This is a genomic window from Cognatiyoonia sp. IB215446 (assembly GCF_033963825.1).
Lineage (GTDB): Bacteria > Pseudomonadota > Alphaproteobacteria > Rhodobacterales > Rhodobacteraceae > Yoonia.
The window spans coordinates 642188-669143 of sequence record NZ_JAXBMD010000002.1 but is presented as its reverse complement, the minus strand read 5'-3'; the positions used below and the strand labels follow the sequence as shown (position 1 = coordinate 669143).

The 26956-nt window shown below is 52.4% G+C and carries 26 protein-coding genes and 2 pseudogenes; 18 read left to right on the top strand and 10 right to left on the bottom strand.

Annotation, left to right across the window (positions count from 1 at the left end):
• Positions 1–21 precede the first annotated feature (21 nt).
• The 4 genes from SLH49_RS10830 to SLH49_RS10815 all read right to left on the bottom strand — a co-directional run bounded on the left by SLH49_RS10830 (position 22) and on the right by SLH49_RS10815 (position 3197).
• Positions 22–1206 (bottom strand): AMP-binding protein, encoded by a 1185-nt coding sequence (locus SLH49_RS10830; RefSeq protein ID WP_320269163.1) that lies wholly within the window; start codon positions 1204–1206, stop codon positions 22–24.
• 95 nt (positions 1207–1301) lie between these two features.
• Positions 1302–1787 (bottom strand): hypothetical protein, encoded by a 486-nt coding sequence (locus SLH49_RS10825; RefSeq protein WP_320269162.1) that lies wholly within the window; start codon positions 1785–1787, stop codon positions 1302–1304.
• Positions 1788–2369: 582 nt separating this feature from the next.
• Complete coding sequence (gene pyp, locus SLH49_RS10820) at positions 2370–2744, bottom strand: photoactive yellow protein (RefSeq protein ID WP_320269161.1); 375 nt, start codon at positions 2742–2744, stop codon at positions 2370–2372.
• Between the two features lie 15 nt (positions 2745–2759).
• The gene (locus SLH49_RS10815) at positions 2760–3197 is read right to left on the bottom strand and encodes a hypothetical protein (RefSeq protein WP_320269160.1); all 438 of its coding nucleotides are present in this window, start codon (positions 3195–3197) and stop codon (positions 2760–2762) included.
• A gap of 75 nt (positions 3198–3272) precedes the next feature.
• On the opposite strand from SLH49_RS10815, the gene SLH49_RS10810 reads away from it, so the two are divergent.
• From SLH49_RS10810 to gvpA, 16 genes and pseudogenes are all read left to right on the top strand, one after another.
• Positions 3273–3848, top strand: a complete 576-nt coding sequence (locus SLH49_RS10810; RefSeq protein ID WP_320269159.1) for a hypothetical protein — start codon at positions 3273–3275, stop codon at positions 3846–3848.
• On the top strand, positions 3849–4478 hold the full coding sequence (locus SLH49_RS10805; protein WP_320269158.1) for a hypothetical protein: 630 nt from the start codon (positions 3849–3851) through the stop codon (positions 4476–4478).
• A gap of 366 nt (positions 4479–4844) precedes the next feature.
• A complete protein-coding gene (locus SLH49_RS10800; protein WP_320269157.1) occupies positions 4845–5798 on the top strand; it encodes a MoxR family ATPase in 954 nt (317 codons plus the stop codon).
• Between the two features lie 242 nt (positions 5799–6040).
• On the top strand, positions 6041–6349 hold the full coding sequence (gene gvpO / locus SLH49_RS10795) for a gas vesicle protein GvpO (protein ID WP_320269156.1): 309 nt from the start codon (positions 6041–6043) through the stop codon (positions 6347–6349).
• A pseudogene (gene gvpJ / locus SLH49_RS22350) lies at positions 6349–6510 on the top strand (gas vesicle protein GvpJ); the annotation flags it as partial. The gene gvpO and the pseudogene gvpJ, both read left to right, overlap by 1 nt.
• A gap of 158 nt (positions 6511–6668) precedes the next feature.
• Positions 6669–7199 (top strand): Hsp20/alpha crystallin family protein, encoded by a 531-nt coding sequence (locus SLH49_RS10785; RefSeq protein WP_320269154.1) that lies wholly within the window; start codon positions 6669–6671, stop codon positions 7197–7199.
• A gap of 5 nt (positions 7200–7204) precedes the next feature.
• On the top strand, positions 7205–7975 hold the full coding sequence (locus SLH49_RS10780) for a GvpL/GvpF family gas vesicle protein (RefSeq protein WP_320269153.1): 771 nt from the start codon (positions 7205–7207) through the stop codon (positions 7973–7975).
• A complete protein-coding gene (locus SLH49_RS10775) occupies positions 7975–8205 on the top strand; it encodes a gas vesicle protein GvpG (RefSeq protein WP_320269152.1) in 231 nt (76 codons plus the stop codon). Before SLH49_RS10780 ends, SLH49_RS10775 begins: the two co-directional genes overlap by 1 nt.
• A 146-nt stretch (positions 8206–8351) precedes the next feature.
• Entirely contained in the window at positions 8352–10307 is a 1956-nt protein-coding gene (locus tag SLH49_RS10770; protein WP_320269151.1) for an AAA family ATPase, read from the top strand.
• Positions 10294–11229 (top strand): GvpL/GvpF family gas vesicle protein, encoded by a 936-nt coding sequence (locus SLH49_RS10765; protein WP_320269150.1) that lies wholly within the window; start codon positions 10294–10296, stop codon positions 11227–11229. Before SLH49_RS10770 ends, SLH49_RS10765 begins: the two co-directional genes overlap by 14 nt.
• Positions 11230–11233: 4 nt before the next feature.
• Complete coding sequence (locus SLH49_RS10760; protein WP_320269149.1) at positions 11234–11944, top strand: GvpL/GvpF family gas vesicle protein; 711 nt, start codon at positions 11234–11236, stop codon at positions 11942–11944.
• Complete coding sequence (locus tag SLH49_RS10755; RefSeq protein WP_320269148.1) at positions 11934–12146, top strand: gas vesicle protein; 213 nt, start codon at positions 11934–11936, stop codon at positions 12144–12146. Before SLH49_RS10760 ends, SLH49_RS10755 begins: the two co-directional genes overlap by 11 nt.
• Positions 12143–12760 carry a GvpL/GvpF family gas vesicle protein gene (locus SLH49_RS10750; RefSeq protein ID WP_320269147.1) on the top strand — a complete coding sequence of 206 codons (618 nt, stop codon included), beginning with the start codon at positions 12143–12145 and terminating at the stop codon, positions 12758–12760. The genes SLH49_RS10755 and SLH49_RS10750 overlap by 4 nt, the downstream gene beginning before the upstream one ends.
• The gene (locus SLH49_RS10745) at positions 12757–13086 is read left to right on the top strand and encodes a gas vesicle protein K (protein ID WP_320269146.1); all 330 of its coding nucleotides are present in this window, start codon (positions 12757–12759) and stop codon (positions 13084–13086) included. Before SLH49_RS10750 ends, SLH49_RS10745 begins: the two co-directional genes overlap by 4 nt.
• A 105-nt stretch (positions 13087–13191) precedes the next feature.
• The gene (locus SLH49_RS10740; RefSeq protein ID WP_320269145.1) at positions 13192–15039 is read left to right on the top strand and encodes a hypothetical protein; all 1848 of its coding nucleotides are present in this window, start codon (positions 13192–13194) and stop codon (positions 15037–15039) included.
• 113 nt (positions 15040–15152) lie between these two features.
• On the top strand, positions 15153–15365 hold the full coding sequence (gvpA, locus tag SLH49_RS10735) for a gas vesicle structural protein GvpA (RefSeq protein WP_100366348.1): 213 nt from the start codon (positions 15153–15155) through the stop codon (positions 15363–15365).
• Between the two features lie 8 nt (positions 15366–15373).
• Here gvpA and SLH49_RS10730 read toward each other — a convergent pair whose 3' ends face one another.
• On the bottom strand, positions 15374–16963 hold the full coding sequence (locus tag SLH49_RS10730; protein ID WP_320269144.1) for an aromatic amino acid ammonia-lyase: 1590 nt from the start codon (positions 16961–16963) through the stop codon (positions 15374–15376).
• 156 nt (positions 16964–17119) lie between these two features.
• Between SLH49_RS10730 and SLH49_RS10725 the strand changes: the two genes are divergently transcribed.
• Positions 17120–19936 (top strand): PAS domain-containing methyl-accepting chemotaxis protein, encoded by a 2817-nt coding sequence (locus SLH49_RS10725; RefSeq protein ID WP_320269143.1) that lies wholly within the window; start codon positions 17120–17122, stop codon positions 19934–19936.
• A 19-nt stretch (positions 19937–19955) separates the two neighbouring features.
• Entirely contained in the window at positions 19956–21380 is a 1425-nt protein-coding gene (locus tag SLH49_RS10720) for a chemotaxis protein CheW (protein ID WP_320269792.1), read from the top strand.
• Positions 21381–21425: 45 nt separating this feature from the next.
• Here SLH49_RS10720 and SLH49_RS10715 read toward each other — a convergent pair.
• From SLH49_RS10715 to SLH49_RS10695, 5 genes and pseudogenes are all read right to left on the bottom strand, one after another.
• A pseudogene (locus SLH49_RS10715) lies at positions 21426–21635 on the bottom strand (hypothetical protein); the annotation flags it as partial.
• A gap of 416 nt (positions 21636–22051) precedes the next feature.
• Positions 22052–22180: a hypothetical protein gene (locus tag SLH49_RS10710; protein WP_320269142.1), complete on the bottom strand. Its 129-nt coding sequence runs from the start codon at positions 22178–22180 to the stop codon at positions 22052–22054.
• Positions 22181–22189: 9 nt separating this feature from the next.
• Positions 22190–23389, bottom strand: a complete 1200-nt coding sequence (locus SLH49_RS10705) for a formate dehydrogenase subunit gamma (RefSeq protein WP_320269141.1) — start codon at positions 23387–23389, stop codon at positions 22190–22192.
• 67 nt (positions 23390–23456) lie between these two features.
• A complete protein-coding gene (gene fdh3B, locus SLH49_RS10700; protein WP_320239047.1) occupies positions 23457–24053 on the bottom strand; it encodes a formate dehydrogenase FDH3 subunit beta in 597 nt (198 codons plus the stop codon).
• Between the two features lie 14 nt (positions 24054–24067).
• Positions 24068–26953: a formate dehydrogenase subunit alpha gene (locus SLH49_RS10695; protein ID WP_320269140.1), complete on the bottom strand. Its 2886-nt coding sequence runs from the start codon at positions 26951–26953 to the stop codon at positions 24068–24070.
• Positions 26954–26956: the final 3 nt, after the last annotated feature.

Genomic DNA, 26956 nt, shown 5'->3' with positions numbered 1-26956 from the left:
TGCGAAAAGACTGTAACTCCTTCAATCTGCGCATAGCTCATTACGCCAACTGCTGAGCTTGCCCATAGAGTTCATTCGTGGCTCAGCAACAAGAATAATCTCGGAAGGCCTCGCTACGGGCTCCAGATCACTATTTATTCGCGAGCGTATTGCTTCTTGTAGATGTTGCGGCTCTGTCGTTGCACTTTGTGGCACAACGAAAGCAACAATACGCCCATCACAAAGTCTTACATGGGCCTGCTTCACGCCCACGACATCACTGATCTTGCCGGATATGTAAGCTAGTGATACATTAACTCCGGCAATCTGCACCACTTTATCAAGTCGACCTCGACATTGAAAAGTTCTTTTCGCTGTCCAATCAAGTCGGTCCTGCAAATTGAGATATGAACGCTCAGAAGTAAGACGCCTCACATGAGAACCGTCTCGAACAAGGTGTGGCAGTAACTCAAAGTCGTCGTAGACAGACTTGCGGTATCCAATTCCACCAGTTTCGGTAGCGCCGAATACTTCAGTTAACGACGCCAAATCCATTTTTTCAATAACGGACCAGGTTTCGAGAGAGGAGGGGCCCGCGGCAGTTACACCATGTACCCCTGCCAACTGTTCCTGCGATAAGCGCGCGAATTCGTTCCAGTGAAACGGCGTGGCAACTATTACATCGCCCATACTTGCATAGCGCAGTACGCTTGTGATTGGCTTGTAATGCAAATCAATCACATCCAAATCCACTGTTGACGGCAACAAACAGGAGAAAATAAATCCATAAATGTGATGTGGGGGGACCAGAGTTAAAATATGCGAAGGCCGTTCCAATGAGACAACTTCACCACTTAGAATTGATTCAACTTCAGACTGAAGTTCAGTAGATTCGTGATTGATCAGCTTTGGATCTCCCGTTGAACCAGAAGTTTGAAACGAAAAAGTGGCGCTGCGCCCGCTTAGCTCAAAATGATGTGAAATACATTTAACCCATTCACCTAGGGTCCGATATATAAGTAAATAGTCATCGATACCCGTTTTGTGCAGGTTGAAAAAAGTGCTTACCTTCGACACCAAATCTAAACGCGAAAGGCTATCAAATCCCAAACCGGCTTCATCTATCAAAAGTTCGTCCAGTTCAGGAATAGTCATCGCAGTGCGATAGCGTGCAACAGCGACATTACTTCCAACAACGCCCTTGTTAATCAGATGACCTTGGGCCATAGAGAAAAAACTTAGAAGCAGTCGCCTAATAGAGTCTTGATTTAGAATCTGTGACTTAGGTCTTTCCATTTCCTAAACTACTAATTGTTGTAAGACTAGCTTTCATTTTCAAGATCGTAGAGGAACTCACCAACTAGGCTTTTGAAGTGATGGCGGGAATCCTCAATTTGAGCACAAAGCTGCATCCCAAGAGTCGCGACTTCGGCGGCATGTGCATTTAACTTCTGAAAATCAAAACTTAACGGAACATCGACAGACGCGTCATACGCCAATAGTAGATCGATAGCATCCTCCAGCGAGCCTACTTCCCAAGCTTGCGTAGTATCTAGCACATCTTCGGACTGATGAAAACGCCGAATGGCAACAACAAATGATTGATGATTTGTCCGGTAAATATTGATTTCATACCAGTAAGGGATATTGGGCGTGAAACTCATCGCCATTGCCAACTCTATACCCTGAAATCTCAGGGGTCGAGCTCCCGTACGTTTAATCTGAAATGGCGTGTCATTGGGTGTCAATTGGGTAACGCCAGCCTGTAGAGCTGCATCACCGTGCGGCACTTCCATAATAGTGGTCATTTGCTTTCCCTTTATGTGCTAGAATTGCGCACTGCGCAACGTATGTTTAGACAAGCCTACAAGCTCATCGTATATCTCTGTAGAAGATGGCCCACCTAAGCCACCATATAGTGAAGTTCCGATCTTCAAAGATAAGTCCCTTAACCACATTTCGAACTTCGACCTAATTGCGGCGACATCCACTGCACATGCACGATACCATGATCGGATTGGCGTCCCGGAAAGAGCACTTGACCGCATGGCAAAATAGAATTCGCCATTTTCGTCTATATACAATGCCATATCTAGCTCATATCTTAGATCTCCAAGCATGGCTTCCCCGCGGAATGCGATCACCTCTTCACCAAAAAGAGAAATTGGTCTATTACCATCCCGCCGAAGTCTGACGTGCTTGCAGTCAAGCCTACGTGAACTATCTATATGGCGCTGTTCTGCCGGTCTCGGCTCACTTAAGCGAAGGTCAACTTTATGATATTCCCGCTGACGGCTACGGCCAGCGAAGATGCCTCGCATTTCCGATGCAATTGCGATGCTCGCATCAATATCCGCGGTCCAAGTCATTGCTATTTCGCCTGAAAGTGCCTAGGTACGTTTCACAAACATCCAGCAGTTCTGTCCGTCTGGCTGTGCTTTGAGATGAATCTTCACTCCAACGTCAGTACCTTTGTAGGCGAACTTATAGTCGAACATGACATTTAGCTGACCTGTTCGATTGAACTTCAGAAATTCCCCATGAAAACGTTTTCCTTTTGCACACGGTGCAACTTCATTGAAGAAGTCCTTACCTATCATTTCTTCAGGTGTTCGGCTTGCGATTAGACCCTCCGCCTTATTATATTTTACAATTTTGCCATTGCGATCCAACATGACGGCGCCAAACGGCAGATATTCGGCACGTTGCGGCTCTCGGTTAAGAATATTGTCCAGGTCTTGGCTGCCGAAGGGGATGATTTCCATTATATTGTCCTTGCTTTAGACTGATGTTTCATTGCTCGTGTCTATGCCGCCTTCGTTCGTGAGGAACGTATCAGAGCGGGTCAAAGACATGTCGTGAACGCGCTTAAGTGCTTGACTGCCAAACTCATCTTGTTTCTTGGCCCGACCTTCAGGCGCAGCCCATTTGTAGTCCATCTTGCCCACTGTCACGATGCATTGCGGGATCAGCTCAAATCGCTCTTTCATTGCGTACTTTGCTGAGTCGACTTCAATTGGCTCCACGACCTCAAATTCAACCATGGCATTTAGTTCCTCAACGACGCTCTCCGCTTCGAGACGCGCCGTATTTCCAATGACTTCTGCGGCAGCCATCAGGACCCACTCCGGATGTTCACCTCGAATGATGAGGCCACGGCTTGGGTCACGGAATTCGTACTGCCCATCCGTCTCATTCAGGCATCCAACTTCACTCATATGCTTTGCTCCTTTCGCTGCCATTCGGCCATGTGTACGGCGATGCATTGCAGATGAAGTTCTGGATCGACTCGAATGATGAAGATTTCGCAAATTCGTTCGAGAAAAAACTCAGCATTTTTCATTGCCGTTAACAGATGGGTAAGACGTTACGCAGTAATCCTCTTTCATGCTGCAGATCCGACATGTATCATGGTAGAAGACTCTCCCGATGGCGCAATGAGGCATATGGGTGATCTTTGGGAGATCGTCTCGCTGACTCGATGCAAGGGCCCACCCCTTCGATTTCGTGGACGGCGCATCGCGCACCATCAGCGGGAAGTTACAAGCGAGACAGCTATTTTTGTGGACGTTTGGGCACGACGGAAGGGTGACTACGTTGTAGCACACAGTAATCTGCGGTCCAACGCGGCACCGTCCGATGCTTATGTTATGACTGAAATTGATGATGTGTATGAGTATCTCGAAAGCCGCTGCAGAGAGTCGTATAAACTATCTGAATTGACGGATGCCGCTTCAGCTGTCGCCGGCATGCTGCGAAATTTGGCAATACGACAGCAATTTGCAATTCTTGTCGGAGAATTTCTTGATGCTTTCGAAACCTATCATGCTCGAAATGGTATGGTGAGAAATGTACAACATGAGGTATGAATGCAGGTAAAAAACTACAGAAAACGCTCTATCGATATTAGGCAAAAAGCACGATCAAACCTGATGGAAATCAGGGAAGCCAGACTTGCAAAACGCGCAAGAAATATCGAATCATTGAAAGGAAATCCACCTTCAGCTGAAGCATTGAAATTTGCGACCTCGGCGGTCGAAAGGAGCTTTCCGGCGGGCGATGATGGAAATAAAGATTATGCGACTGAACCTACTCTAGATTGTAATGCGGAAAGTTTGGAAGTAAGAGATGCGATGGGCACATCGCGTGGCGACATAACGGATCAACTGGCGTTTGAGAATGCATCGATAGCAGTGGAGCCAGAGGCCCTTGAAGAGCAGAACGCCTCAACTCCTGAAAATATTGTCCGCAGATGCTCGCGGGAAACTGATGTTCAAGACGGCGCACAAAGCGATCTGGCGGCGCTGCCAGGTGCCGGGGTGGGACTAATTTGGATGATGGAGCAGTGCGAAATATCTACTCTTCAGGATTTGGCTCGCCAAAATGCAGACGAGCTTGCTTTACGCCTTGGCGTCGTTGGCGAAATAATCGACGTTGGCCAATGGATTGCTTTTGCTCAAGCCGAAACGCAGCGGGAATCAACGCGAGAGTCGTGCTAATTGTATGCTCTTTGTTTTCGTGTTTTAGGGAGCGTTTCTCGGTTAACTTTGGTACTGAGACTTGAACTTCTGTGGTGTTACAATCATTCAAGCTCCATTCTTTCATTTCCTAAATGGTAGCGCTGCTAGAGCCTACCTGGAGACAGAACACCAAAGCTAAGCACTGCTCAATTAGTGCCTTGCACTGTGAGTGTTCCACTTTAGGAGAGGGCACTGGACTTTCGAGTCCTTTGCATCTTGAGTATCGGGTTTGGCTTTGCGTCTTCCGCAGGCAGATCATTTGCCCGACGCCATTAATGAAAATTTCACCTTAATCGCGGAACGTGATCCATAAAAGTAGCACCTCAATAGGACACCGGATAGAAATTGGTTAAACATCTGTCACCTTTGCAAGATGCCGCGATGACTTGCTCACTAAACGGCACAGAGATGCCGCACAATCCCTGGCTGGGTCTTCGCAGGAAGGACCGTTTCTTCGAAAGCGAAGAGATTTCCGCGTTAGTCCAAAGAGCTCTATTTTACGCACGTGCAGGTGTCCCGATACACTTTCAAGGGACCGCCGGCCGTGGAAAGACTGCAGTTGCGCTGGAGATTGCTACACGCATTGGTAGATCCGTGCGAGTGATAACCGGAAATGAATGGCTGGATGTCGAAGACCTCATCGGGAAACAGGTTGGACATACATCAAATTCTGTTGTTGACAAATACGTGCAACGTGTCCGCCGAAGTGAAGCGACGATCCGGTATGATTGGAAGAATTCGATACTAGCAGAAGCAATGCTGCAAGGCCATACGCTCATATATGACGAGTTCACCCGTGCCAGCGCACAGGCAAACGGAATATTGCTCAGCGTACTCGAAGAGGGTGTGCTTATAGCCACTGACCCGGTTTCAATGGGCGATCATATTCAGGCCCATCGAGACTTCAGAATCATTCTGACTTCCAATCCAGACGACTATTCCGGTGTGAATAAGATGCCGGATGCGCTGCTCGATAGAATGATCACATTTCAGATGCCACTTTACTCATTGGAAACCGAAAGCGGTGTTGTTGCAACACGAACTGGCATCTCCGCAAATCTCAGTACCCGCATTGTTCGTTTAGTCAATGAACTAACAGGACCGGAACGGGTCTGTTCAATGCGCGCATCCATAATGATCGCTCAGATCGCTGCGCTCCGCCTAAGATCCAGCAAATTATCGGACGCGCTTCTAGCGCAAATCGCGACAGACGTGCTGATGGGACGTGGCATCGCTGTTAGCGCAGCACAAGTCGCGCAATCTCTCAGTCAAATGCACAAGCAGGAAACGGTAACATGAAAAGGCCTAGGACACAGTTGCAGCGCCGCTCTAAGGCAGCGAACGGAGCGGTCGCACGTACAGCAAAAGAGGCCGCGATCCATCTGGTTCGGCTAGAATTTGACGTAGCACGCCTGAAATTGGGTATCGAACAAGCGCAAAACCGGGTCGACAGCTACGCTCACGAGCTAGCGCGCAATCAGGAGCAGCGCCAGCATCTTCTTAGTCTCCTGGATGGACGAAACGTCTAGAGGAAGTGGCGCATGAAACACGAGGCGAATGTTCAATTTAAAACGGCGCAAAAAGAGGTTGATGCGCCAAGCATGTTAGAGGCAATCTCAGCTGCAAAGTCTGCGGTCAGTTCCATGACAGGACAATCTGTCGATGCAATTGTTGAATGCAAGCGGCGTGATGGCAATGATTGGTCGGTGTCGATTGATGTAATCGAGAGCCATGCTAGATTGGGCGACAATGATCTTCTTGCAACCTATCTGGTGGAGATCGGATCGAGTGGTGAAGTTGTCGGATTCTGCCGCCTGCGCCGCTATCACCGCGAGGATCGGGACGGCTAATGGGGTACGAGATCCAGGGCCCCGCTCAAGCGGACGGGCTCGCTGACGTTTTAGAGCGCATACTTGATAAGGGAGTTGTCATCGCGGGTGATGTTTCCGTCTCACTAGTGGGGATCGAACTGCTGACGATACGTCTGCGACTCTTGATTGCCACCGTGGATAAGGCAAAGGAAATGGGTATTAACTGGTGGGAAAACGATCCGCGCCTGACCGCGCAAGCAAGTACACTCGAAGCGCAAAACTCAACTCTTTTAGAACGTATTAGTGCGTTAGAAGCCAAACTGGCTGTGCAAAAAGAAGATGAGAGGCCAGAACTAATATGAATGACCCCCGCAAAAAGGGTTTCGAACGAGCCGGAAGTAGCATTGATGACGGCCTAAACACTCTGTTCGAGACTTTGAATGATGCTTTGACAGCGATGCTCAGCCGCATTGAAGAAGGCCAAACCGGAGCCATACATCGCGACCAGGTGTTTGAGACAAGCAAGGGACCGATCCGGGCACATGCAGGGATCAAACTGCGGATGGGGGGAATGGATACAATAGATACACCCGATCAGCCACATCCGATCAATCCTGATCGAGGATCTTCAAAGCAAGATGGGCCAAAGGCCAAGCCAATTGTCTACGATGTTATGGACGATAACGATGAGTGGGTCATTACAGCCGACCTGCCTGGTGTCACCACAGAAGAGCTTAAGCTGAGCAAGGAAGACGCAACACTATGTATCGCGACGACTGGTGTGCGTTCATATAGCGGCCGGGTCGATCTCAACGGCCCTTTTTCTCTTTCGAATGTCTCGAGCGGCATACGCAACGGCATCCTGATGCTGCGGGTAAATAAAGGGTAACATTAATGATTTATCTTTACGGGCTTGCCAACGCGTCTTGCGCCTCACTGGCGGATTGCCTCAACGAGATTGATGGGCTTCAAGGGCCACTGCAACAAACTCGAATCGGTCCTTGGACGCTGGTCCACTCCGAACATGATCAGGAAGAGATCATGCCGCGAAGGCGACTGCTACTGGCCCATACCAAAGTCCTTGAAGCAATGTTGACAACAGGTACGGTATTGCCTGCCCGCTTTGGGCTGGTCGCTCACGAGATGTCCCAGATTGAGCGTTTGATTCATTCCGTTTACGACAAAATAAATGCAGAGTTCGAGAAGGTGAGTGGAGCGGTAGAGCTTGGCGTGCGCGTGTCTTTCCCACGTCAAGCGGCGCTAGCTGCAACCCTCGATGCGCATTCACTTTTGCGCCAAGAACGTGAAGCGCTTCAGAGGAAGGGCACAAAGGCCCACTTTGAGATCGCTGCTTTCGGTGGAAAGCTGGCCGAGGAAATGGACCGGCGCCGTGGTGCTGCCCAAACGACGCTTCTCAATGCGATAAGGCCGTTGGTGCGCGATCATGTGCTCCGCAAACCTGAAGATGATACCGAAGTTTTGCGGGCGGAGTTTCTAGTAGATGCTGAGGCACAGCGCAGTTTTGAGGAAGCGATCGCCAACGCGGCCGCTGCATTAGATTTTGCAGCTGGAGAAGGCCCAAAGATAAACATCATTGGCCCGGTGCCCTTATGCAACTTTGTAAACCTCAACCTCTCCTTTGACTTGGATCAGGAGGCGGCGTAATGGGCGTCCTTCGCGGCTTACTTGCGCTTCCAATTGCCGGCCCAATTAATGGGGGCATCTGGGTCGCACGGAAAATTTATGAAACTGCTGAGGCCGAATTAAATGACCCTGCCGTTCTCCGTAAAGAATTGGTCAATCTCGAACAAGAATTACTGGATGGCACTATTAGCGAAGCTGATTACGACCTTGCTGAGGCAGACATTCTGCTTCGCATTAAGGCAATACAGTGAAGATTGCATTGGCCTTGCAGCAGGGGCAATCGGCTCATCAACACCGTGCAATCGTCCGGATACCAATTGGCCGGATGCGCGCTCTTAATTTGCAGCCGGGCGACATTGTCGCCATTAGGGGGAGGCGGAAAACGCACGTTAGGGCCATGCCGTTTCCAAACAATGACGATTGGCTCGAAGCTGATGCCGAGCTTCCTGTCAACGTCGGTTGCCAGTGGGGTGATGAGGTCGAATTAACTTCCGCGCAACTGCCGACCTTACAAACAGTTGTCGTAAAGATCCGAAACGATATCGGATATGCAAATACCGATCTTGCCGAGTGTCTATACGATCTCCCGCTGACGGAGGGAGACAGACTGTCGGTTACACTACCCATGGGACGCACCGCACAGATTGAAATTGTCGCACTTGCTCCGGGTCCAGCTGGGCTTTTTCGTGAAACGACCAGTCTATCTTTGGCTGAAAACCCAGCGGCAACGCATCCTTACAATGATATTGGTGGCCTCGATGGGCAAATTGCGCGCGTGCATGAAATGGTTGCAGTCCCTTTGTTACGCCCCGAACTCTTTGAAAGGTTAGGGGTTGCCGCGCCGCGCGGTGTGCTCTTCACCGGTCCCCCCGGATCTGGCAAGACGCTTCTCGCGCGCAGCATCGCGGCAAGAACGTCCGCCGCTTTCTTTCAAATCAACGGTCCCGAAATCATCTCAAAGCACTACGGCGAAAGTGAAGCCGCCTTGCGCAAGGTTTTCCAAGCCGCGCAAAAAGAAGCGCCAGCAATTATTTTTATCGACGAGATCGACGCAATTGCACCCAAACGCGAAGCTTTGTCGGGCGAAAAACAGTTGGAACGACGAGTTGTCGCGCAGCTGCTAACACTGATGGACGGGCTCACAGAACGCGGTCGTGTCATCCTAATGGCAGCTACGAATCTGCCTGACAGTCTCGACCCAGCCCTGCGGCGACCTGGCCGTTTTGATCGCGAAATCGTGTTTGCGCCACCATCTGCAGCCCAGCGCAAAGAAATTCTACGCATTCATCTGCGCAAGGCGCCACTAGCCGAGAATATCGACTTGGCAAGAATTGCCAATGAAAGCCATGGCTATGTCGGTGCCGATCTCGCCGCCTTGGCTCGGGAGGCTTCTTTGGCGGCACTTGAGCGAACTGTCAGTGAGGCGGGCGGCGAAAAAAATGTTAAACTGGATGGCCTTTTCATTACGCAGGCGGACCTGATACGCGGCTTGGAGGCGACAAGCCCAAGCATTTTGCGCGAAACAATTGTTGAAAGCCCAACAGTGACCTTTGCGGATGTGGGTGGCCTAGACACAATCAAGGCGGCGTTGACCGAAGCTGTTATCTGGCCGCAACATCACAAAGCCACGTTCGCCAAATTGAATCTGAAACCCGTCTCAGGCGTGCTTCTTTCCGGTCCACCTGGCAGCGGCAAAACACTGATTGCACGCGCCCTCGCCACCGAAAGCGGCATGAACTTTATCCCGGTCCGCCCGGGCCGGATAATGTCGCAGTTCCTGGGCGATGCCGAACGTGCTGTAGCAGATGTATTTGCCAAGGCACGCCAAGCCGCACCATGCATCGTCTTCTTCGATGAACTTGACGCGCTTGCGCCACGCAGAACGGGAAAAGACCCTGTTGTCGACCGTGTTGTGGCACAATTACTGACAGAAATGGACGGTTTATCGCGCAATACAGATGTCGTTGTTCTGGCCGCAACAAACAGGGCGGCGACCCTTGATCCAGCGCTAACCAGACCCGGACGGTTTGATAGCGCAATCCAGATTCCCCTGCCGGGTCAAACCGGTCGTAGGGCAGTACTGGCCGTGCACACAGCAGATTTGCCGTTGTCTGACGATGTCGACCTTGACTTCATTGCCCGAACGACAGCTGGCAAATCCGGTGCAACGCTTGCAGCATTGGCTCGCGCCGCTGGACGATCTGCGATGCGTAAAGCGATCCAGAGTAAGCGGCATGATCCCCTCATCAAGCAAGACGACTTTACCGAAGCACTCACCGAACTCGAAAATGCTGACCGGTCGCTCAGCCAAGACTTTATCCAAGAACGTAGGGAAGCTTATGAAGAACTTTGAACTCTATGCTCTGACACCAAGAACCTCAAAGCTACCCAAAGTCGACGGCCTACAATACTTGCACATGTCGACTTACAGCGCCATCATGTCAGTCAAAGCACAAAAAGCGATGGCACTGCCAAAAAGCCGTCAACAGATTTTGAGCGCTGCAGCAATGCGTCAGGCACAGCTTGAAAAGTGCATGGAGGCCGACCCCCTTATTATCTGTCGACCGCAATTCTTCATCTCGCAAGAGCATCTTCCTGGACTGGTTAGCGCTAATCGCCCCTTGCTGGATCGGTTGGGCGCACGTCTCAAAGGCAAGGTGCAATATCAGATCACTGTCAACTGGAACGAGGAAGCCGTCCTAGACAAGTTTCGCGATAGTCCAGAACTCAGAGGACTTTTCAAGAAACGCCAAGTCACACCAACAACCCTCGCTCGCAGTACATCAGAGCTCAGAAAGCGACTGGTCAGTCAGATCGAGACACAACTCTCGAGATTATCTGATCAGGTGATCGACCTTCCAGCAATGCCAGACATGCTTTTCAATGCTGTGATTTTACTGGCACGTGCGCAGATTCCTGAACTCGACGCGGCGGTGGAGGCCGTAGATGATATTTGGACCGAGGGCTTCCAGATCAAACAGATCGGCCCGGCACCAGCAGCATCCTTTGCCCTGCTCGATCCCAAGCCTATAGATGCTGGAGAGATTGACGCCGCCTTAAAACATCTCGATCTACAAAGGCCCTTGGATGAAAGCACAGTTGCGCGCGCAAGGCGCGAAACCTTGCTAAATGTCCCCCAACAGGCCGATTACACAAAGCGTTGCGCAGAGATCGCCGCAGCCATGGCTAGGGCTGGAAACGGACCCCGTCTGTTCCTCTGTGACGTCAGCGCAGAAGATCAAGCCGCTTTGACAAACCTGCGAAAGGTAGCTTAACAGAATGACCTTACTTCAGTTGCACGGGTTGGTACCAAGCACGTCAGCGCGCAATGCTGATGCACCTGCGCATCGGCTTTTTCGTTGCGACAGTCTGGGGGCATTGGTTAGTGGTCTGTGCGCAGACTTCGACTTTGACAATCCTGATGACTTAGAGAGTTATGCGAAACTGCACCACAATATCCTGCTCGCCTATTGCGCGCAGGGTCCGGTCTTGCCTATGGCGATTGGCTCCGTTTTCTCGAGCGAACATGCGCTAAGCGCAGCGCTCGCACAACGCCAGCCCGAACATCTTCGCGCTCTGGATGCAATTTCCAAGATGGGAGAATACGCGGTGCAGGTCGTTCCCAAAGAGCAGTTCGTCAGCAGTAACCATGTTCCGCTCACGGGCCGCGAATTCCTAAGAGCGCGTAAGGTCAAACGTGACGAACGACGGGACCTCAAGGTAAGGCAAATCGTTTTCACACGTGACCTGATGGCCCAGCTGCAGAAGCTGTCCTTGAAAGAGTGCCCCGCTACCGCAAAACCAGGAAGACTTCTCGATCAAACCATATTGATCGGGAATGACGCTGTCTCCAAATTACGGGAATTGGCAACCGTTTCGCATCAATCAGCCTGTGATTTATCATTGGAGTTCAAGGTCACGGGCCCTTGGCCGCCGTACTCTTTTGATCCTTCGGATGTAAGCGTCATGGAGAGTCGCAGTGCCGGTTGAGATGCAGTTAGCCAGCGCCACAGAGACATTGGCCTCAAACGATAGCCGTCTGGTCGATGTGGTTGACGGACTCCTCGGCCACGGCGTTGTTGTTAGGGGCGAACTCTGGTTGACTGTGGCGGATGTCGAACTTGTGTTCTTGGGCCTCGACGTTCTGCTTGCTGCACCAGATCGCGTACGACCCAATGGTGCTGCGCAATGATCGCCTTAGGGTGGACAGCAGCGGAGAAAGTCTTGCCGGATGATGTGACATATCACGGTCGCGGCACAATCCGCACATTGGCGATGAAAGAACGGTTCAAGGTCGATGCACGCAGCAAGCTGCGGGCGCAAGTATGCTGTTTTGAGGCGGGAATTGATCTTTTACCAATCGCACCATCCCAAAACCTATCGCCAGCTGCGGCACAGATGCTTTTGGCCGAAGCCGATTTAAGGGACACTGTGATGGAATTACGGGGCAAAGCACAATTAAAACTTCTCGTTCAAATGCCAAAACAGCCAAAGGTCGATCAAACGAGTGGCCGCGCGTGGCTCGCAGCGCGACGACTTCATCTTTCGATAAAAGAGCAGCTTGTCTTGCAGTTATCCCAACTTGCGCGGCATCTTGCATTAGAAGTTGCGCCTATTCGCCAATCCGAGTGTCGCATGCAATGCGATATGCTGATACCCCGCGACAAAACCCATGAAGTGACAGAGGCGCTTATGAGAGGCTTGGATCACCTTCCTGAATTTGATGCGGCAAAACTGACGGTTACAGGTCCGTGGCCTCCTTACGGTTTTGCAATGATAAGACAGACGTCAAGGCAAGTTGCATGACACAACATCTTGAAATCACGACAGAAGGTGTACGGGAAGCTTTGTCGGGCCTGACAGGCAAAACCGGACGATTAGAAATTGATCCAGAAACGGTTGAACAGGATCTGGCGCGGCTCGTTCTCGGGCTTATCGCCTTCTTACGCCAATTGATGGAGTTGCAAGCTATTCGCCAGATTGAAAATGACAGTCTTACCGAGCAACAACAAGAACAATTAGGCACAACGCTGATGCGGGCTGAGGAAGCAATTCACAACGTGGCAGGGCAGTTTAATCTCACGCCAGAAGATCTATCGCTCGATCTCGGCCCACTCGGAAAAACGATTTGATGCACCGGTAACGTCCTGTCAATGACTGTGCGCTAACTAAAGTAAGAGATGGATAAGTGCTTCGGACGACCGGTCCCCGATGATGACGGTAAAGCAGTGCAACACGTGATGGGCAAATCGGTTCAGCTGCATATCCAACGGCTCGCGCAGGCGAAGCTTGTGACACATATTGTTAAAAACGCGGATTCTGTCGACCCGTTGTTTGCTCTGTCAAAGGTACAAGACTTTCCACAGGTGAGCTTTGCCGCAGTTTTCGAAGATGGCTCGTTGGTCTTCGGTTGCCAAGGCGAACTACCGCCAGAAATTGCACAATTTGCGCAACCACTTGCAACTTACGAGGACCCCTCACAGCATGCAATTCCTGAAAAGACTAACGCTACGACCACAGCGCTAACACAACAATATGCAGAGACTCCGACCTCGAACCAAACCAATCGGATTGCTGCGCTGCAGGCGGCAATAACCCGGCAGGCCGAAACCAGCGCATCCATTCTTGATCGTCTAACGGAGTTCGAAACGAGGATAACCGCACACCAAGAAACAATCGTTGCATGTTTACCGGAAACCACAGAACAATTGTCGCTGATACGCGAGCATCTGAAGGATGATCAAAGCGTAACAGAACTGCGCACTGCGATTGCGGCACTGCAAGATCAGCGATCGCGCGATGATGCAGCCGATTTGGCGGTCATGCGTGCAAAGATCGAGGAGATAAGCTCTCGGTCTTTGAGCGATGATCAGCGGTCTGACAAAGAAGAAGCCTACATAGCGCGGCTCTCTGAAATGCTTGCGCAAATGCAAGTCGACCTGACTACAGCGCTTTGTGATCTTCTTCCCGAAAACGAAACTTGCTCGACACAACCACAAACGCAAGCGATTTTGGCTGACATGCTGGCAAGCCTACCACAAGCTGATGAGCTTAACGAAAAGCTAGCTGGTCTCTCTAGAGAAATCATTGGCCTGGGTGAAAACGTAGTTGCCGCGAGCGCTCACCAATATGATCCCGTGGCCGACCGGCTAGATCACCTGGCCGAGCAAATCGCAGCTCTCGCAAAACGGCCCGACCCGACGCTAAACTTGACGGAGCAGAGGCAGATGATGGCGCGCTTCCAAACAGCTATGGGTCAAGTCATGACCAGGCTGGAGGCCGAAATTGCACGAATCGAGACAATTGGACATGCCGAGGAACAAAGCGAGACTGCGGTCGCAAAGCTCGACAGCTCTATGCAAACGCTCACTGCTCAGTTTGAATCCATGAATGCGATGCCTAGCCAGTTGGCCGACATTGCTACTTACATTGAAAAACTTCCGGAACATCAAAATACAATCGTAGCGGCACTGAAATCACTTAAGGATCGGCCTGCCCCAGTCAACGATCTGACTGAGCAGCGCAAGAGTCTTGCGCAATTTGCGGTAGCGATTGGTACTGCCATCAAAAGGCTCGAAGTGGTGACAAAACAAATCGGATCCAATGATACAGGGCAAGATCTCAATGAATCAATGCGGCGCATCGAAAGTTTGGTCCACAATCATTTTGCCGAAGATACGAAACACGATGACGGTCACGCAATTGCTTCGCTTCGCGATGCTGTTGGCACGTTGCAAAGCAACATATCGACACTGTTAGATCGCCCACCACCAGTTCCCGACATGAGTTTGCAGCGCGCCAGCCTTGCGCGTTTTGCGACGGCCATGAGTACGATTCTTGCCCGTTTAGAGAAGGTCGCCGATCAAATCGACCCGTCGACAAAGAAGCCTCTGGCCTCTCAAGAAGAGCCCGACACCACGCCGGACCAACTAGACGTTCCTGCCCTGATTAGCCCATTTGCAAATACGGAAGTCTCGTTCGACACTCTGCTCTTCAGCTTTGGAGAGTTCATCGCACAACAAATCATGAAAAAATCGCAGAAAGATGGAGCGAATTTGCACGTTGCACGTCAGAAAAATTCGTAGAGTTGTCCATATCTTTCTGGCAAGATCAATACATTATTATGGTCTTCCAGGTAACTATTGCTAAGGCTTCTAACCCATGGGGCTGAAATCGTTGTCAAATGATGGAGAAAAGAATGGCAATCGAAAAAAACATTGCGTCGGCCTCAATCGCTGAAGTTGTCGACCGCATCTTGGATAAAGGAATTGTAATTGATGCCTTCGTCCGAATCTCACTTGTTGGGATCGAACTCATTGCAATTGAAGTGCGCGCCGTCGTTTCTTCAGTTGAAACATGGCTAAAATATGCAGAAGCCGTCGGCCTGACGGTAGACCCTGCTACTGCGTAATTCTTGGATCACACATTGGGTGGGGCGTTGGTGGCCATCACATCTGCGATAGCTTCGATTTCCCCCCCAAGTGGCCTGTCTTTCGTCAAACGCGGGCTTCGCTGTCGCATAAAATCACGTAGCGCAATTGCATGAACTGAAAAAGCCAATTTGGGATTCTCGGAGCTACGCAAATCAATTGCCTGGGCAACTGCGAGTCCAAGAATTGCTTGGATTCGCATCAGCTTCTGCAATTTATCCCTAACAGCGCGAGCGCTGATTGTTCCCATGGAGACCACATCCTGATTAGCCCCGTTGGTAGAGATGGATTGAATACCGGCCGCTCCCACCGTCCGCATCTCAGCCAATAGCGCTGTAGCTGTCACCTGCGCGCCCATGAGACCCGAATTCAAACCGGGCGCGCCTTCATGCAGGAATGCAGGTAGACCGTTGTTGAGCGTTTCGTCAGTGAGCCGAGCGAGCTGACGCTCTGCAAGGCCTGCAAGTACACAAACTGCATTAGCCAACGCATCTGAAGCCAACCCCACATGCTGACCCATGAAGTTCCCGCCATGAAGGACCAAGACATGGTCACCTTCTTGGGGCGGAAAAATCGGGTTGTCCGTCACAGAGGACAACTCGGTCTCGACAACGCGGTCATGCCAGTCAAGCATATCCCAAACAGCGCCAATCACCTGAGGAGCGCAGCGGAGCGTGTAGGCATCCTGCCCCGCGCGCGCCTCCAAGACGTTGGCGTGCATTGTCAGCTGGCGATCAGCCAGATGCGTACGCACGATCCTGTGACTGTCTACCAGGCGTTTCAGGAGTTCACTCGCCGCGTCCGCTTGTCGCTCATGCGGGCGCAATTCCGAAAATGCTGGATGCCAAGCCTCCACCCGCGCCATTTGTGTTTCTGCCAAAGCAGCCGTTAAGGCAATTGACCAACCTATCGAGCGCGTTGTCAGATCGGCGTTGAGCACCGCAAGCCCTGTCATTGCAGAGGTCCCGTTAACCAGTGCCAGCCCGTCACGGCGCGCGAGATCAAAAGGTCGGACACCGATCCTCGTGAGCCCGGTCAAGCCGTTCAACCGATCACCAGCGCGGTTGCGAAACGCACCACGTCCTTGGAAACAAAGCACCATGTGCGCTAAGGGAGTCAGATCGCCCGATGCTCCAACCGTCCCTTGGCTTGGCAAGCAAGGCGAGAATTCGGAGTTCATAAGAGTCACGAGGCCGCTGATCACAGCCTCCGACGCCCCAGAAGCGCCTTGCAGGATCGACATCAGCCGTGCAAACACGACCGCCCTACCGCTTAACCAGTCAAATTCCGGCCCGACCCCGCTGGCCAAATGATACACTAGGTTTTGCTGCAGCGCTGCGCCATCAATCTTATCGACCAAACGATTTGCGAGCGGTCCGAAACCAGTTGTCAATCCATATACGTGCCGATCTTCGGCTATGACCTGCTGAAGCCGCGCATGCGAAGCGGCGCAGCGGGCAAGCGCTTCAGGATGCAAAGCAATTTTTGTGGCACCATCTATCACCAGCTTAGCGTCAGGCAACGATATCGTACGATCCAGAACTATATGCGCTTTTGGTGCGCTTTCAGCACGGCCCATAACTCCCCCGTCAACTATTTCGAAAGACAAGTTAGACCTTACACGGTTAAAGAATGACTAATGCGGCCTGTGAAGAAATGATCGCGACCGGCACGTGATTGGCAAGAAATCCTTAAACAAACGGGCGTAAAAGCGCTCCTAAAACAAGGGATCGCCATGACTGAACAACCGCTTAGTATTGACTCCGGAACTCCGGCTGACCTTCTAACCGAAATGATTGGCGATGTTGCAGCCAAGATGCTGGCCACGGAAATCGTTATTCTGTTTGACCGCAAAACCGGTACCTTGGTTGCCGCAAACGACGCGGCACAAACTCAGCTTGGCCTTGATCTTAGCAACGCGGTTCAACCCACGTTTTCTGAGATGGTCGGGGCTGAATTGGCCCAGAAACACTGGGACACTGTTATTGAAACGGCTGATTGCCAATGGTTAGGCGCAATCGAAGGCGCATTGGGTCTCTCGGCCGTTGGGGATGTACATGTCGCATTATGTGGCAAAACCACTGATAAGACACACGTTCTGATGAAGGTCGGCGCTGGAACGCCTGACCAGCAGAACGTTGAGACGGGTGTCTCCAATCCACTGTTTTCATGTATGAACGCAGCGGTAGGGACAATTCAATTTGACCTTGATGGCAACATCCTTGCTCTAAACGAGCGCGCTATGACTGCCATGGAGGACTATGGCGAAGAATTGGTGGGATCTAATCATGACAAGATCTGGCCTAAATCCATTTGCGAGTCTGAGGAATACTTCGACTTTTGGGAAAAGCTCCGTCAGGGAAGGACAATTGAGGGGCGCTACAAACACATCACCGCAGTTGGTACCGAGGTCTGGTTCCACAGCATCTACTCGCCGATCGAGTTAGATGGCGGGCAGCCAACTCAGATCATGCAGTGCTTGGTTGACGTGTCCGAAAGCACCTACGCATCTGAAAAAGCGATTGAACAAAGCGACGGACTTTGGCGCAATCTGCCGATGTGCGAGTTTGACAAGGACGGGCATGTCTCAACGATGAACGACCTCATGGCCAACACTCTTGGCTACAATAAAGAAGAGGCGATCGGTAGACATGACCATGACTTCTGCGACAAGGGTTTTGCGCGAGGCACCGTCTATGCAAAAGCTTGGGAGGAACTAGCAGAAGGCAAAACACAGCACCTGCGTATCCGACAAGTCTCTAAGGATCGCGCCCTGATCTGGATGTCTGCAACACTGATACCGATCGTGGACAGGTCCGGTCAGCTAGTAAAAGTGATTAAGGTCGCCGAAGACATAACGGATGAATATGAAGACTACATCGATTGCAGTACTATGCTTGCTGCATCGGAGGAAATGATCGGGCGCGCCGAATTTGATGGTTCGGGCGCGCTTTTGCGCGGTAACAAGACCTTCCGTAAGCTTTTCAAGCTTGAAGCTGATGAGCTTGATAATAAGCGTCTGATTGACTTCTTCTCTGGCGCAATGGCAGCTGAGCACAAATACCGCGGCTTCTGGGATCGTTTGCATGAAGGCAAAGCGATCAAGAAAACCGATGAAATGCAGACCAGCGAAGGTGAAACGGTCTACGTCAAATCCAATTATGTTCCACTATTCACGCCCAATGGAAGCTTCTGGAAAATGGCAATGTTCTTTGTGGACGTCACAGCCAGCACGCTTCGCGAAATGAAGCTTGATGAAAGGATGCGTGCGATTAACTTAACGCAGATGATGGTAGAATACGCCCCTGACGGAACCGTCATTGATCTCAACGACAAATTTGCGGCGGCATTCGGATTTACTGAACACGAAGCAAAGGGGCAAAAACTCAACACACTTTATGCGAGAGACACCAAGGAAAGTGAAGGGCACCGCAAAATGTGGGAGCGCGTGACGAGTGGTGACAGTCAGACTGGCGATTTCAGACATCGTGACAACAACGGTAAGGATGTTTGGCTACACGGTGCCTATAGCCCGATTCTTGATCCAAAACATAAGGTGTCTAGCATCATATTTTTTGGCAGCAATATCACAGATGACAAATTGGCGCGGCTTGCAACAAATTATAAGCTTGACGCTCTGAATGCACTTCAATCAGTAGTTGAGTATGATACTGCTGGAAATGTTCTAAGAGCCAACGACATATTCCTAAAGACATTTGGGTATTCCTTGCGCGAAATTGTTGGACAGCATCATTCGATGTTCTGTTCACCAGACTATGTTCAGACCGATGAATACAGAACGCTTTGGTTCAATCTAAGCAAAGGCGATGGCCACACCGGCCGTGTACGTCGCGTGGCACGCTTTAACCGAGACGTCCACTTACTTGCAAACTATCATCCCGTTCGTGACATCGATGGCGAAGTGACAAAAGTTATCAAATGCGCAATCGAAATCTCGCCTCTCATTAACTTGGAAAAAATTGTAAATGACGGGGGCGGTAAAATTATGTCGATGATTGCTGATGGCTGTAGCGCTAATCATAAAATCAAGCAGCAAGCCGAAAAACTCTCAAACGTAACTGTATCATCGCGAGAAGTTAACGAGCAAAATGAATCGAATATCGAAACGACTCTAGATAAGCTGGCATGTGTTTCATCTGAAGTCTCTGAATTGGCAGAGATCGTAGAAGTCGTCGGAGAAATCGCCGTACAAACAAATCTCTTGGCCTTCAATGCCGCAATTGAGGCAGCGCGGGCGGGTGAACACGGAGTGGGATTCTCAATCGTTGCTGATGAGGTTCGTAAACTGGCAGAGCGGAACGGAGAAGCTGCCCGTGGTATTAGCCGACATGTAGAACAGGCCGTCAGCCATATCAAAGCCGGTACTGACAATGCACATACGATTTTGGGAGATCTTAATGGACAGAGGCAAATGCTGACAAACAGCGCTGAACTCATCGCGACAATTCTGTCCGATAGCCAGCACCAAACCGAGCAGATGCAAGCGGCGGTCGAAGTCGCTAAAGGTCTGCAAAGCATAACAACAGACTAGGCACTGGTTCTTGGTCAACATGGTAAAGACTTCATGCACGCAATTCGGCGTCATTCAGATTGGAGCGGCATTGATCGCGGTCCCGATCCAAAATCTTTCAGAAGTTTTACATATCCAAAAGCAGGAGCCACTGGCACAAAATGGTGCTTTGCTGCGCGGAGGCATAGCTCTACGCGGAAAAATTGTCCCCGTCCTTGACATACAGTCATTGGCAGGTTTGCCTGAACCCGTTTCCACAACAAAGCTAGGTGTCGTTTTGGAGCACCAAGCTCATCAGATCGCAGTCTTCGCCGACCGTATTATCGGCATCGCTAGCGTTGCGTCAGATGACATTCATGAAATCACAGAAACCGCCAGCAGCCGGTCTTCGCTATTCTCCAAACTCTTTTCCTATGATGGCTCCTTTGCATCAGTATTGAATGTGCCAGCGACATTCGAGACACCCAACATTTTTACAGCAAGACGTTCAGATAAGTTGAAAACCGGCGTCCTGCGATCACAGGTTCCAATGCTTACCTTTGAAGCAGGAACGGTTCGCTTTTCCGTGCCCGCCATAGAAGTCTATGCAGCGATCCCACGTCAAAAAATTGATAGGACGGCTATTGCTATTGGGCCGGTATTAGGTGAGATCGCCTATCATGGTCGCCGCATTCCAGTAGTTTGTGCGTCAAGCATTCTAGGTTTGGGTAATGGAGAAAGACCATCACGCCCAGAAATTGTAGCCTTGCGCTTCCCGGGCGATTTGGTTTTGGGGTTCGCAGTGGACGCAATCCATCAAATCGGAACTTTCTTTGGTGTTAAGGAAACAACGATACCTCTGTGGCAATCCGGGCGAAACTTCATTGACAAAGTTATGATCGGCGAGGATCAATTGCAAACCTATGTTCTAGATCTCGATGGGCTGCATCGGGCTGAAGATCTCCTTAAAATAGCAGAACTCTCCAAAACAGAAGAAGACGTAAAGGTGCAATCAAAACCCGAAACTACAAAAGAGCGCAACGTGAGCCGAAAAAGGCAACGTTATCTTGTAGTGGACGCCGACGTCCGGTTTGCAATCCCTCTGTCACAGGTGAACCGTATCGTTGAACCACCAGCACGCCTAGCCTGCACGACTGTTTCAATACCCGGATTTCGAGGATACTTCTCACGATTTGACGAAAGTATTGCACTTTTTGATCTGGCTACTTGCCGCGGCGGCAAATCCAGCCCTGAGTCGAAAGGAAAGGTGTTGCTCACAGGACCTACCGGGCGTCAAATCGGGTTTAGTGTTGAGAATGTAGTCAGCATCGAAATGTCCGAATGGTGCGAAAAACCAACGAATCCCGTTCAGCGAGGATCTACAACACTGGTTCAATTGGGAGATGGAGAACATGCAAAGGTGCTGCCAGCACTAGATTTGAACGAAGCGATCAGCGCAACTTTTGACGCGGAAAGTCAGAATTGAGATAGGCACCTTATGACCATCAAAAGCTCGACAAACGGGGCAAGTTCAGACTGAAGTGGGGCCACCGCGACCTTTTCCTAGTGTGAGGATACATAGCCATAAAACGACGATTTCGGTTGGAGCGATTGTTGAGAGGAAGACGGATGGGCATCTGCTATATCGGGCTGCGACCCGTCGCCAATCTTTAAGCCTACCGAGCAGAACCTTAGTCCTGTAGCGACACTTGTCGTATTTAACGGACTTCTTGCGTTGTTTTCAGTAAGAGATACAAGGCCTTATGCCGCCGGGTGATCTGCCCGATTTTCCCCATATCGACATGCGATCCATGTCGGGCCAAGTCCTGTAAACCGTAAAGGAGTTCGTTGCGACCGTGCGCGAGATGCCGAAACTGATGGAGTTCTGGGCAGACACAGAGAACGACATGCCGAAATCGAAGGGTTGCTGTCGTGGCCAACGCTACCGCTGCCCTGGCCCTTGCACAGGAACAACCAAGAGAAACCGGACGACTGCGTCGGATTCTACTACATTTGCTATTTGATAGTGATGGAGTGCGATGGCTCTTGCTTTGAATACATCGGCTGTTGCAACACCAACTTACCTGGTTTTGAACCTAGCTGATACCTGGCACTCAGACATTGATGTTTGGTGGATGGAGCTTTGGGAACGTCCCTTCAATCGTCCAATCGAACATAATCGCTGGCGGCACTGTCTGCTGCGTCGAACCCCGCCGCGTTTAGGCCGTAATAGGCGCCCACCGAAATCACGGCCGTGACGGCAAAGGCGGTCAGCATGACTTTCATTGCGTGCTCCTACTCTGCCGGGGTCGCGCCGGTGGGGGCCTGCGCCTCTTTGGCCTTCACCTCTTCCACCCACAGGCTGTGGTGTTCGCGGGCCCACTGTTCCTCGACCTCGCCGGTGCCCATCGCGTCATAAGCCCCCTCCATCCCGACCGAACCGATATAGATATGGGCGATGATGATGGCCATCAGAACAAAAGAGACCAAAGCGTGCCATAGCTGGGCATATTGCATCTCGGCATGGGGCGTCAGCTCGGTCGGCAAAACGCCGAAGCCAATGAACTGCGGGATGCCGGTGGCGTTAAGCGCGGCGAAGGTCTTGGCAAACATCGGCAGCTCAAACGGGAAGAGCAGCGACAGACCAGAGGCCGAAATCGAACCACCCAGAATGATGCAAGACCAAAAGATAACCTTTTGACCTGCATTGAATTTCTTGGCTGGCGGATGCACGCCTTTCTTGAAAAGGCCCCCACCCACAGCGATCCAGCGCAGGTCGGTGCGGTTCGGGATGTTCTCCAGCACCCACATGAAAAAGATCATGATCAGGCCCAGCATGAAGGCCCATGAGACGTTGTTGTGAATCCATTTCGAGGCCAGCGCGATGGTCGCAAAACTCTCGTGCCCAAAGGTCGGGATGATCACCTTGCGCCCGAAAAGTGTGATCAGACCGGTGATGCCAAGCAGGATAAACGAGCCTGCCATCAGCCAATGACCAAAGCGTTCGATGGCCTTGAACCGCGTGATCGTGCGCCCGGTCTTTTCGCCATCAATGCGGATACGTCCGCGCAGCACGAAGAACAGGACTAGCAGACCCAGCGTGCCCAGCAGGATATAGGCCCCGAAGGTCATCAGCGGCCCCTGCCGGAATTCGTACCACCACATGCCGCTGTCCTGGATCAGCACCGCAGGCGCATCACCGCGGGCTTGTGTGGTCACATCCGCCGCATCAAAGCGCAGGCCACGCCACAGCTCGCTATCAGAGAGCCCGCCGCGCGCGCCCAGATCATCCGTCAGCGGCGCAGCGGCGTCCGGATTGCCCAGCGCCTCACTGCGGAAACTATCATCGATCTGAAGCTGCTGCTGCCGCGCCATGATATCTTCCAGCGTCTGCGCCCCACCCGTCGCCGTACGATCAGGCGCAGGTGCTTCCTGCGCCACAGCACTGATGGCGAATAGGCTGAACAACATCGTCGCGAAGAAGGCCCGGATCATGGACATGCCCCTTGGTGATCAGAAATGCGTCTTGAGGGACGGCAGGAGAGCCGCCCCATCGCCGGGCTTAACCGCCCTTTTGATCGTAAGCCGTACCCCAGCCCCATGCGCCAGAGCCGAAGCCACGGGCGACGACACGTTCGCGGTAGATGCTGGACACTTCGTCACCATCACCGGCGAGCAGCGCCTTGGTCGCACACATCTCGGCGCAGATGGGCAGCTTGCCCTCGGCGATCCGGTTGCGCCCATATTTGGCGAATTCGGCGGTCGAATGGTTCTCTTCCGGGCCACCGGCGCAGAAGGTACATTTGTCCATCTTGCCGCGTGAGCCGAAGTTGCCCGCCTGCGGGAACTGCGGCGCACCGAAGGGGCACGCATAGAAGCAATAGCCGCAGCCGATGCACAGGTCCTTCGAATGCAGCACTATCCCTTCTTCGTTCTGATAGAAGCAATCGACCGGACAGACGGCCATACATGGCGCGTCCGAACAATGCATGCAGGCGACCGAGATCGAGCGCTCACCGGGCTTACCGTCATTGATCGTCACCACCTTGCGGCGGTTGATGCCCCAAGGCACTTCGTGTTCGTTTTTGCAGGCCGTGACACAGGCATTGCATTCAATGCAGCGTTCGGCGTCGACAAGAAATTTAGCTCTTGCACCCATTTTTCATCTCCTCCTTACGCTACCGAGATTTTGCAGAGCGTGGCTTTCGTCTCTTGCATCTGGGTCACTGAATCATAGCCGTAGGTCTGTGCGGTGTTGGTACTTTCGCCCAGCACATAGGGGTCGGCCCCGTCGGGGTATTTGGACCGCTGATCCACCCCTTCGAAATGCCCGCCAAAGTGGAACGGCATGAAGGCCACGCCTTCACCCACCCGGTCGGTCACCATGGCCATCACTTTGACCTTGCCACCCTCTGGCCCCTCGACCCAGACCTGCGCACCGTCGCGCACGCCCAGATTGTTGGCGTCCCGCACATTCATTTCCACGAACATGTCCTGCTGCAATTCAGCGAGCCATGGATTCGACCGGGTTTCATCCCCGCCGCCCTCATATTCGACCAGACGACCAGAGGTCAGGATGATCGGATACTCGGTTGAGAAATCCTTGGCCTGGATGGACGCATACATGGTCGGCAGACGGTAGAATTTCCGGTCCTCGTAAGTCGGATAATCAGCCACCAGATCGCGCCGGTTGGTGTAAAGCGGCTCGCGGTGGATCGGTACTGGGTCAGGGAAAGTCCAGACCACGGCCCGTGCCTTTGCGTTGCCAAATGGCGCGCATTCATGCTTGATCGCCACCCGCTGGATGCCGCCCGAAAGGTCGGTTTTCCAGTTGGTGCCCGGACCGGCCACCGCATCAATCGCTGCGCGTTCGTCGGCAGTCAGGTCGCTGTCCCAGCCCAGATCCATCAGCATCTGCATGGTGAATTCGGGATAGCCATCCTGAATTTCGGACCCTGCGGAATAGACTCCTTCGGCCAGCAGGTTATCACCGTCACGTTCCACCCCGAACCGGGCACGGAATGTCAGGCCACCCTGGCTGACAGGTTTCGACATGTCATAAAGGTTCGGCGTACCGGGGTGACGCATTTCCGGCGTACCCCAGCAAGGCCATGGCATACCGTAATAGTCACCATCTGCAGGGCCGCCCACGGCCTGCAGCGTCGTTTTGTCAAACGTGTGCTGGTTGGCCATATGCAGTTTCAGCCGCTCCGGGCTTTGCCCGGTATAGCCGACCGTCCACATGCCGCTGTTGAACTCGCGCGTCACGCTTTCGATGTTTGGCGTCTCGGCATCATCCATCTCGATATTGCGGAAGAACCGGTCGGCAAAACCAAACTTGTTGGCAAATTTCGCAATGATGACATGATCCGGCAGGCTTTCGAACAGCGGCTCAACCACCTGATCGCGCCACTGGATCGACCGGTTCGATGCGGTGACCGAGCCGTAGGTTTCGAACTGCGTGGACGCGGGCAAGAGGTAGACGCCATCGGTCCGGTCATGCAGCACAGCGGAAACTGTTGGATACGGGTCGATCACGACCAGCATATCCAGCTTTTCCATCGCCGTTTTCATTTCCTTCATCCGGGTCTGGGAGTTCGGGGCATGGCCCCAAAGCACCATCGCCCGCACCGCGTTCGGCTGATCGGTGTTTTCGGGGTCCTCAAGTACCCCGTCGATCCAGCGCGACACCGGAATGCCCGTCTTGTTCATGAGCGAGGCATCGTTGCCATCGGCATCCTTGATCCCTTGGAACCGTGCAGCGAGCCATTCAGGGTCTTCGCCCCAGACCCGGCCCCAATGGGCCCAGGCGCCTGCGGACAGGCCGTAGTAGCCTGGCAAGGTGTGAGACAGCACGCCAAGGTCGGTTGCACCCTGCACGTTGTCATGGCCGCGGAAGATGTTCGTGCCGCCACCGGACGTGCCCATATTGCCCAGCGCCAACTGCAACACACAATAAGCGCGGGTGTTGTTGTTACCGTTCGTGTGCTGCGTACCACCCATACACCAGACGACGGTGCCGGGGCGGTTATTGGCCAGCGTAAAGGCCACGCGGCGCAGTTGCGATCCGGGTGTGCCGGTCACACGCTCCACCTCTTCCGGTGTCCAGCGCGCGACCTCATCACGGATCTGGTCCATGCCCCAGACACGGGTGCGGATGAATTCCTCATCCTCCCAGCCGTTTTCAAAGATGTGCCAGAGGATGCCCCAGACGAGCGCCACATCAGTACCAGGACGGAAGCGCACATACTCGTCAGCATGGGCCGCCGTGCGGGTAAAGCGTGGGTCGCACACGATCACGGGCGCGTTGTTCTGTTCCTTGGCTTTCAGGATATGCAGTAGGGACACAGGATGCGCCTCTGCCGGGTTACCGCCGATGATAAAGATCGCGCGGCTGTTGTGCATATCGTTGTAGCTGTTGGTCATCGCACCATAGCCCCAGGTGTTTGCAACACCCGCAACAGTGGTGGAGTGACAAATCCGCGCCTGGTGGTCCACGTTATTGGTGCCCCAATAGGCGGCGAATTTCCGGAAGAGATAGGCCTGTTCGTTGTTGTGCTTGGCCGAGCCGAGCCAGTAGACGCTGTCAGGTCCGCTTTCCTCGCGGATATTCATCATGCCGTCGCCGATTTCATCAATCGCCTGTTCCCAGCTGATGCGGACCCACTCACCGTTTTCTTTCTTCATCGGGTATTTCAGGCGCCGCTCACCATGAGCATGCTCGCGCACGGCAGCGCCTTTGGCGCAATGGGCACCCAGGTTGAACGGGCTGTCCCAGCCAGGCTCTTGCCCGGTCCAGACGCCATTGTCGACCTCCGCCACAACGGTACAACCAACCGAGCAGTGGGTGCAGACGGATTTGATGTTCTGCACAGCATTGGCAATCGCCCCTTGGGCATTTGCGGCTGTGACGGTGCCGCCGGTCGCGGCGATGGCGGTCAGCCCGCCGATTGTCAGGCCAGAGCCGCGCAGGAATGTGCGCCGGTCAATCGTGCCACCTGATTGTTGGGTTTCGATGCTGGCACGGCGCGCAGCACCTGTCGTCTTTCTCTTGAGCATGTC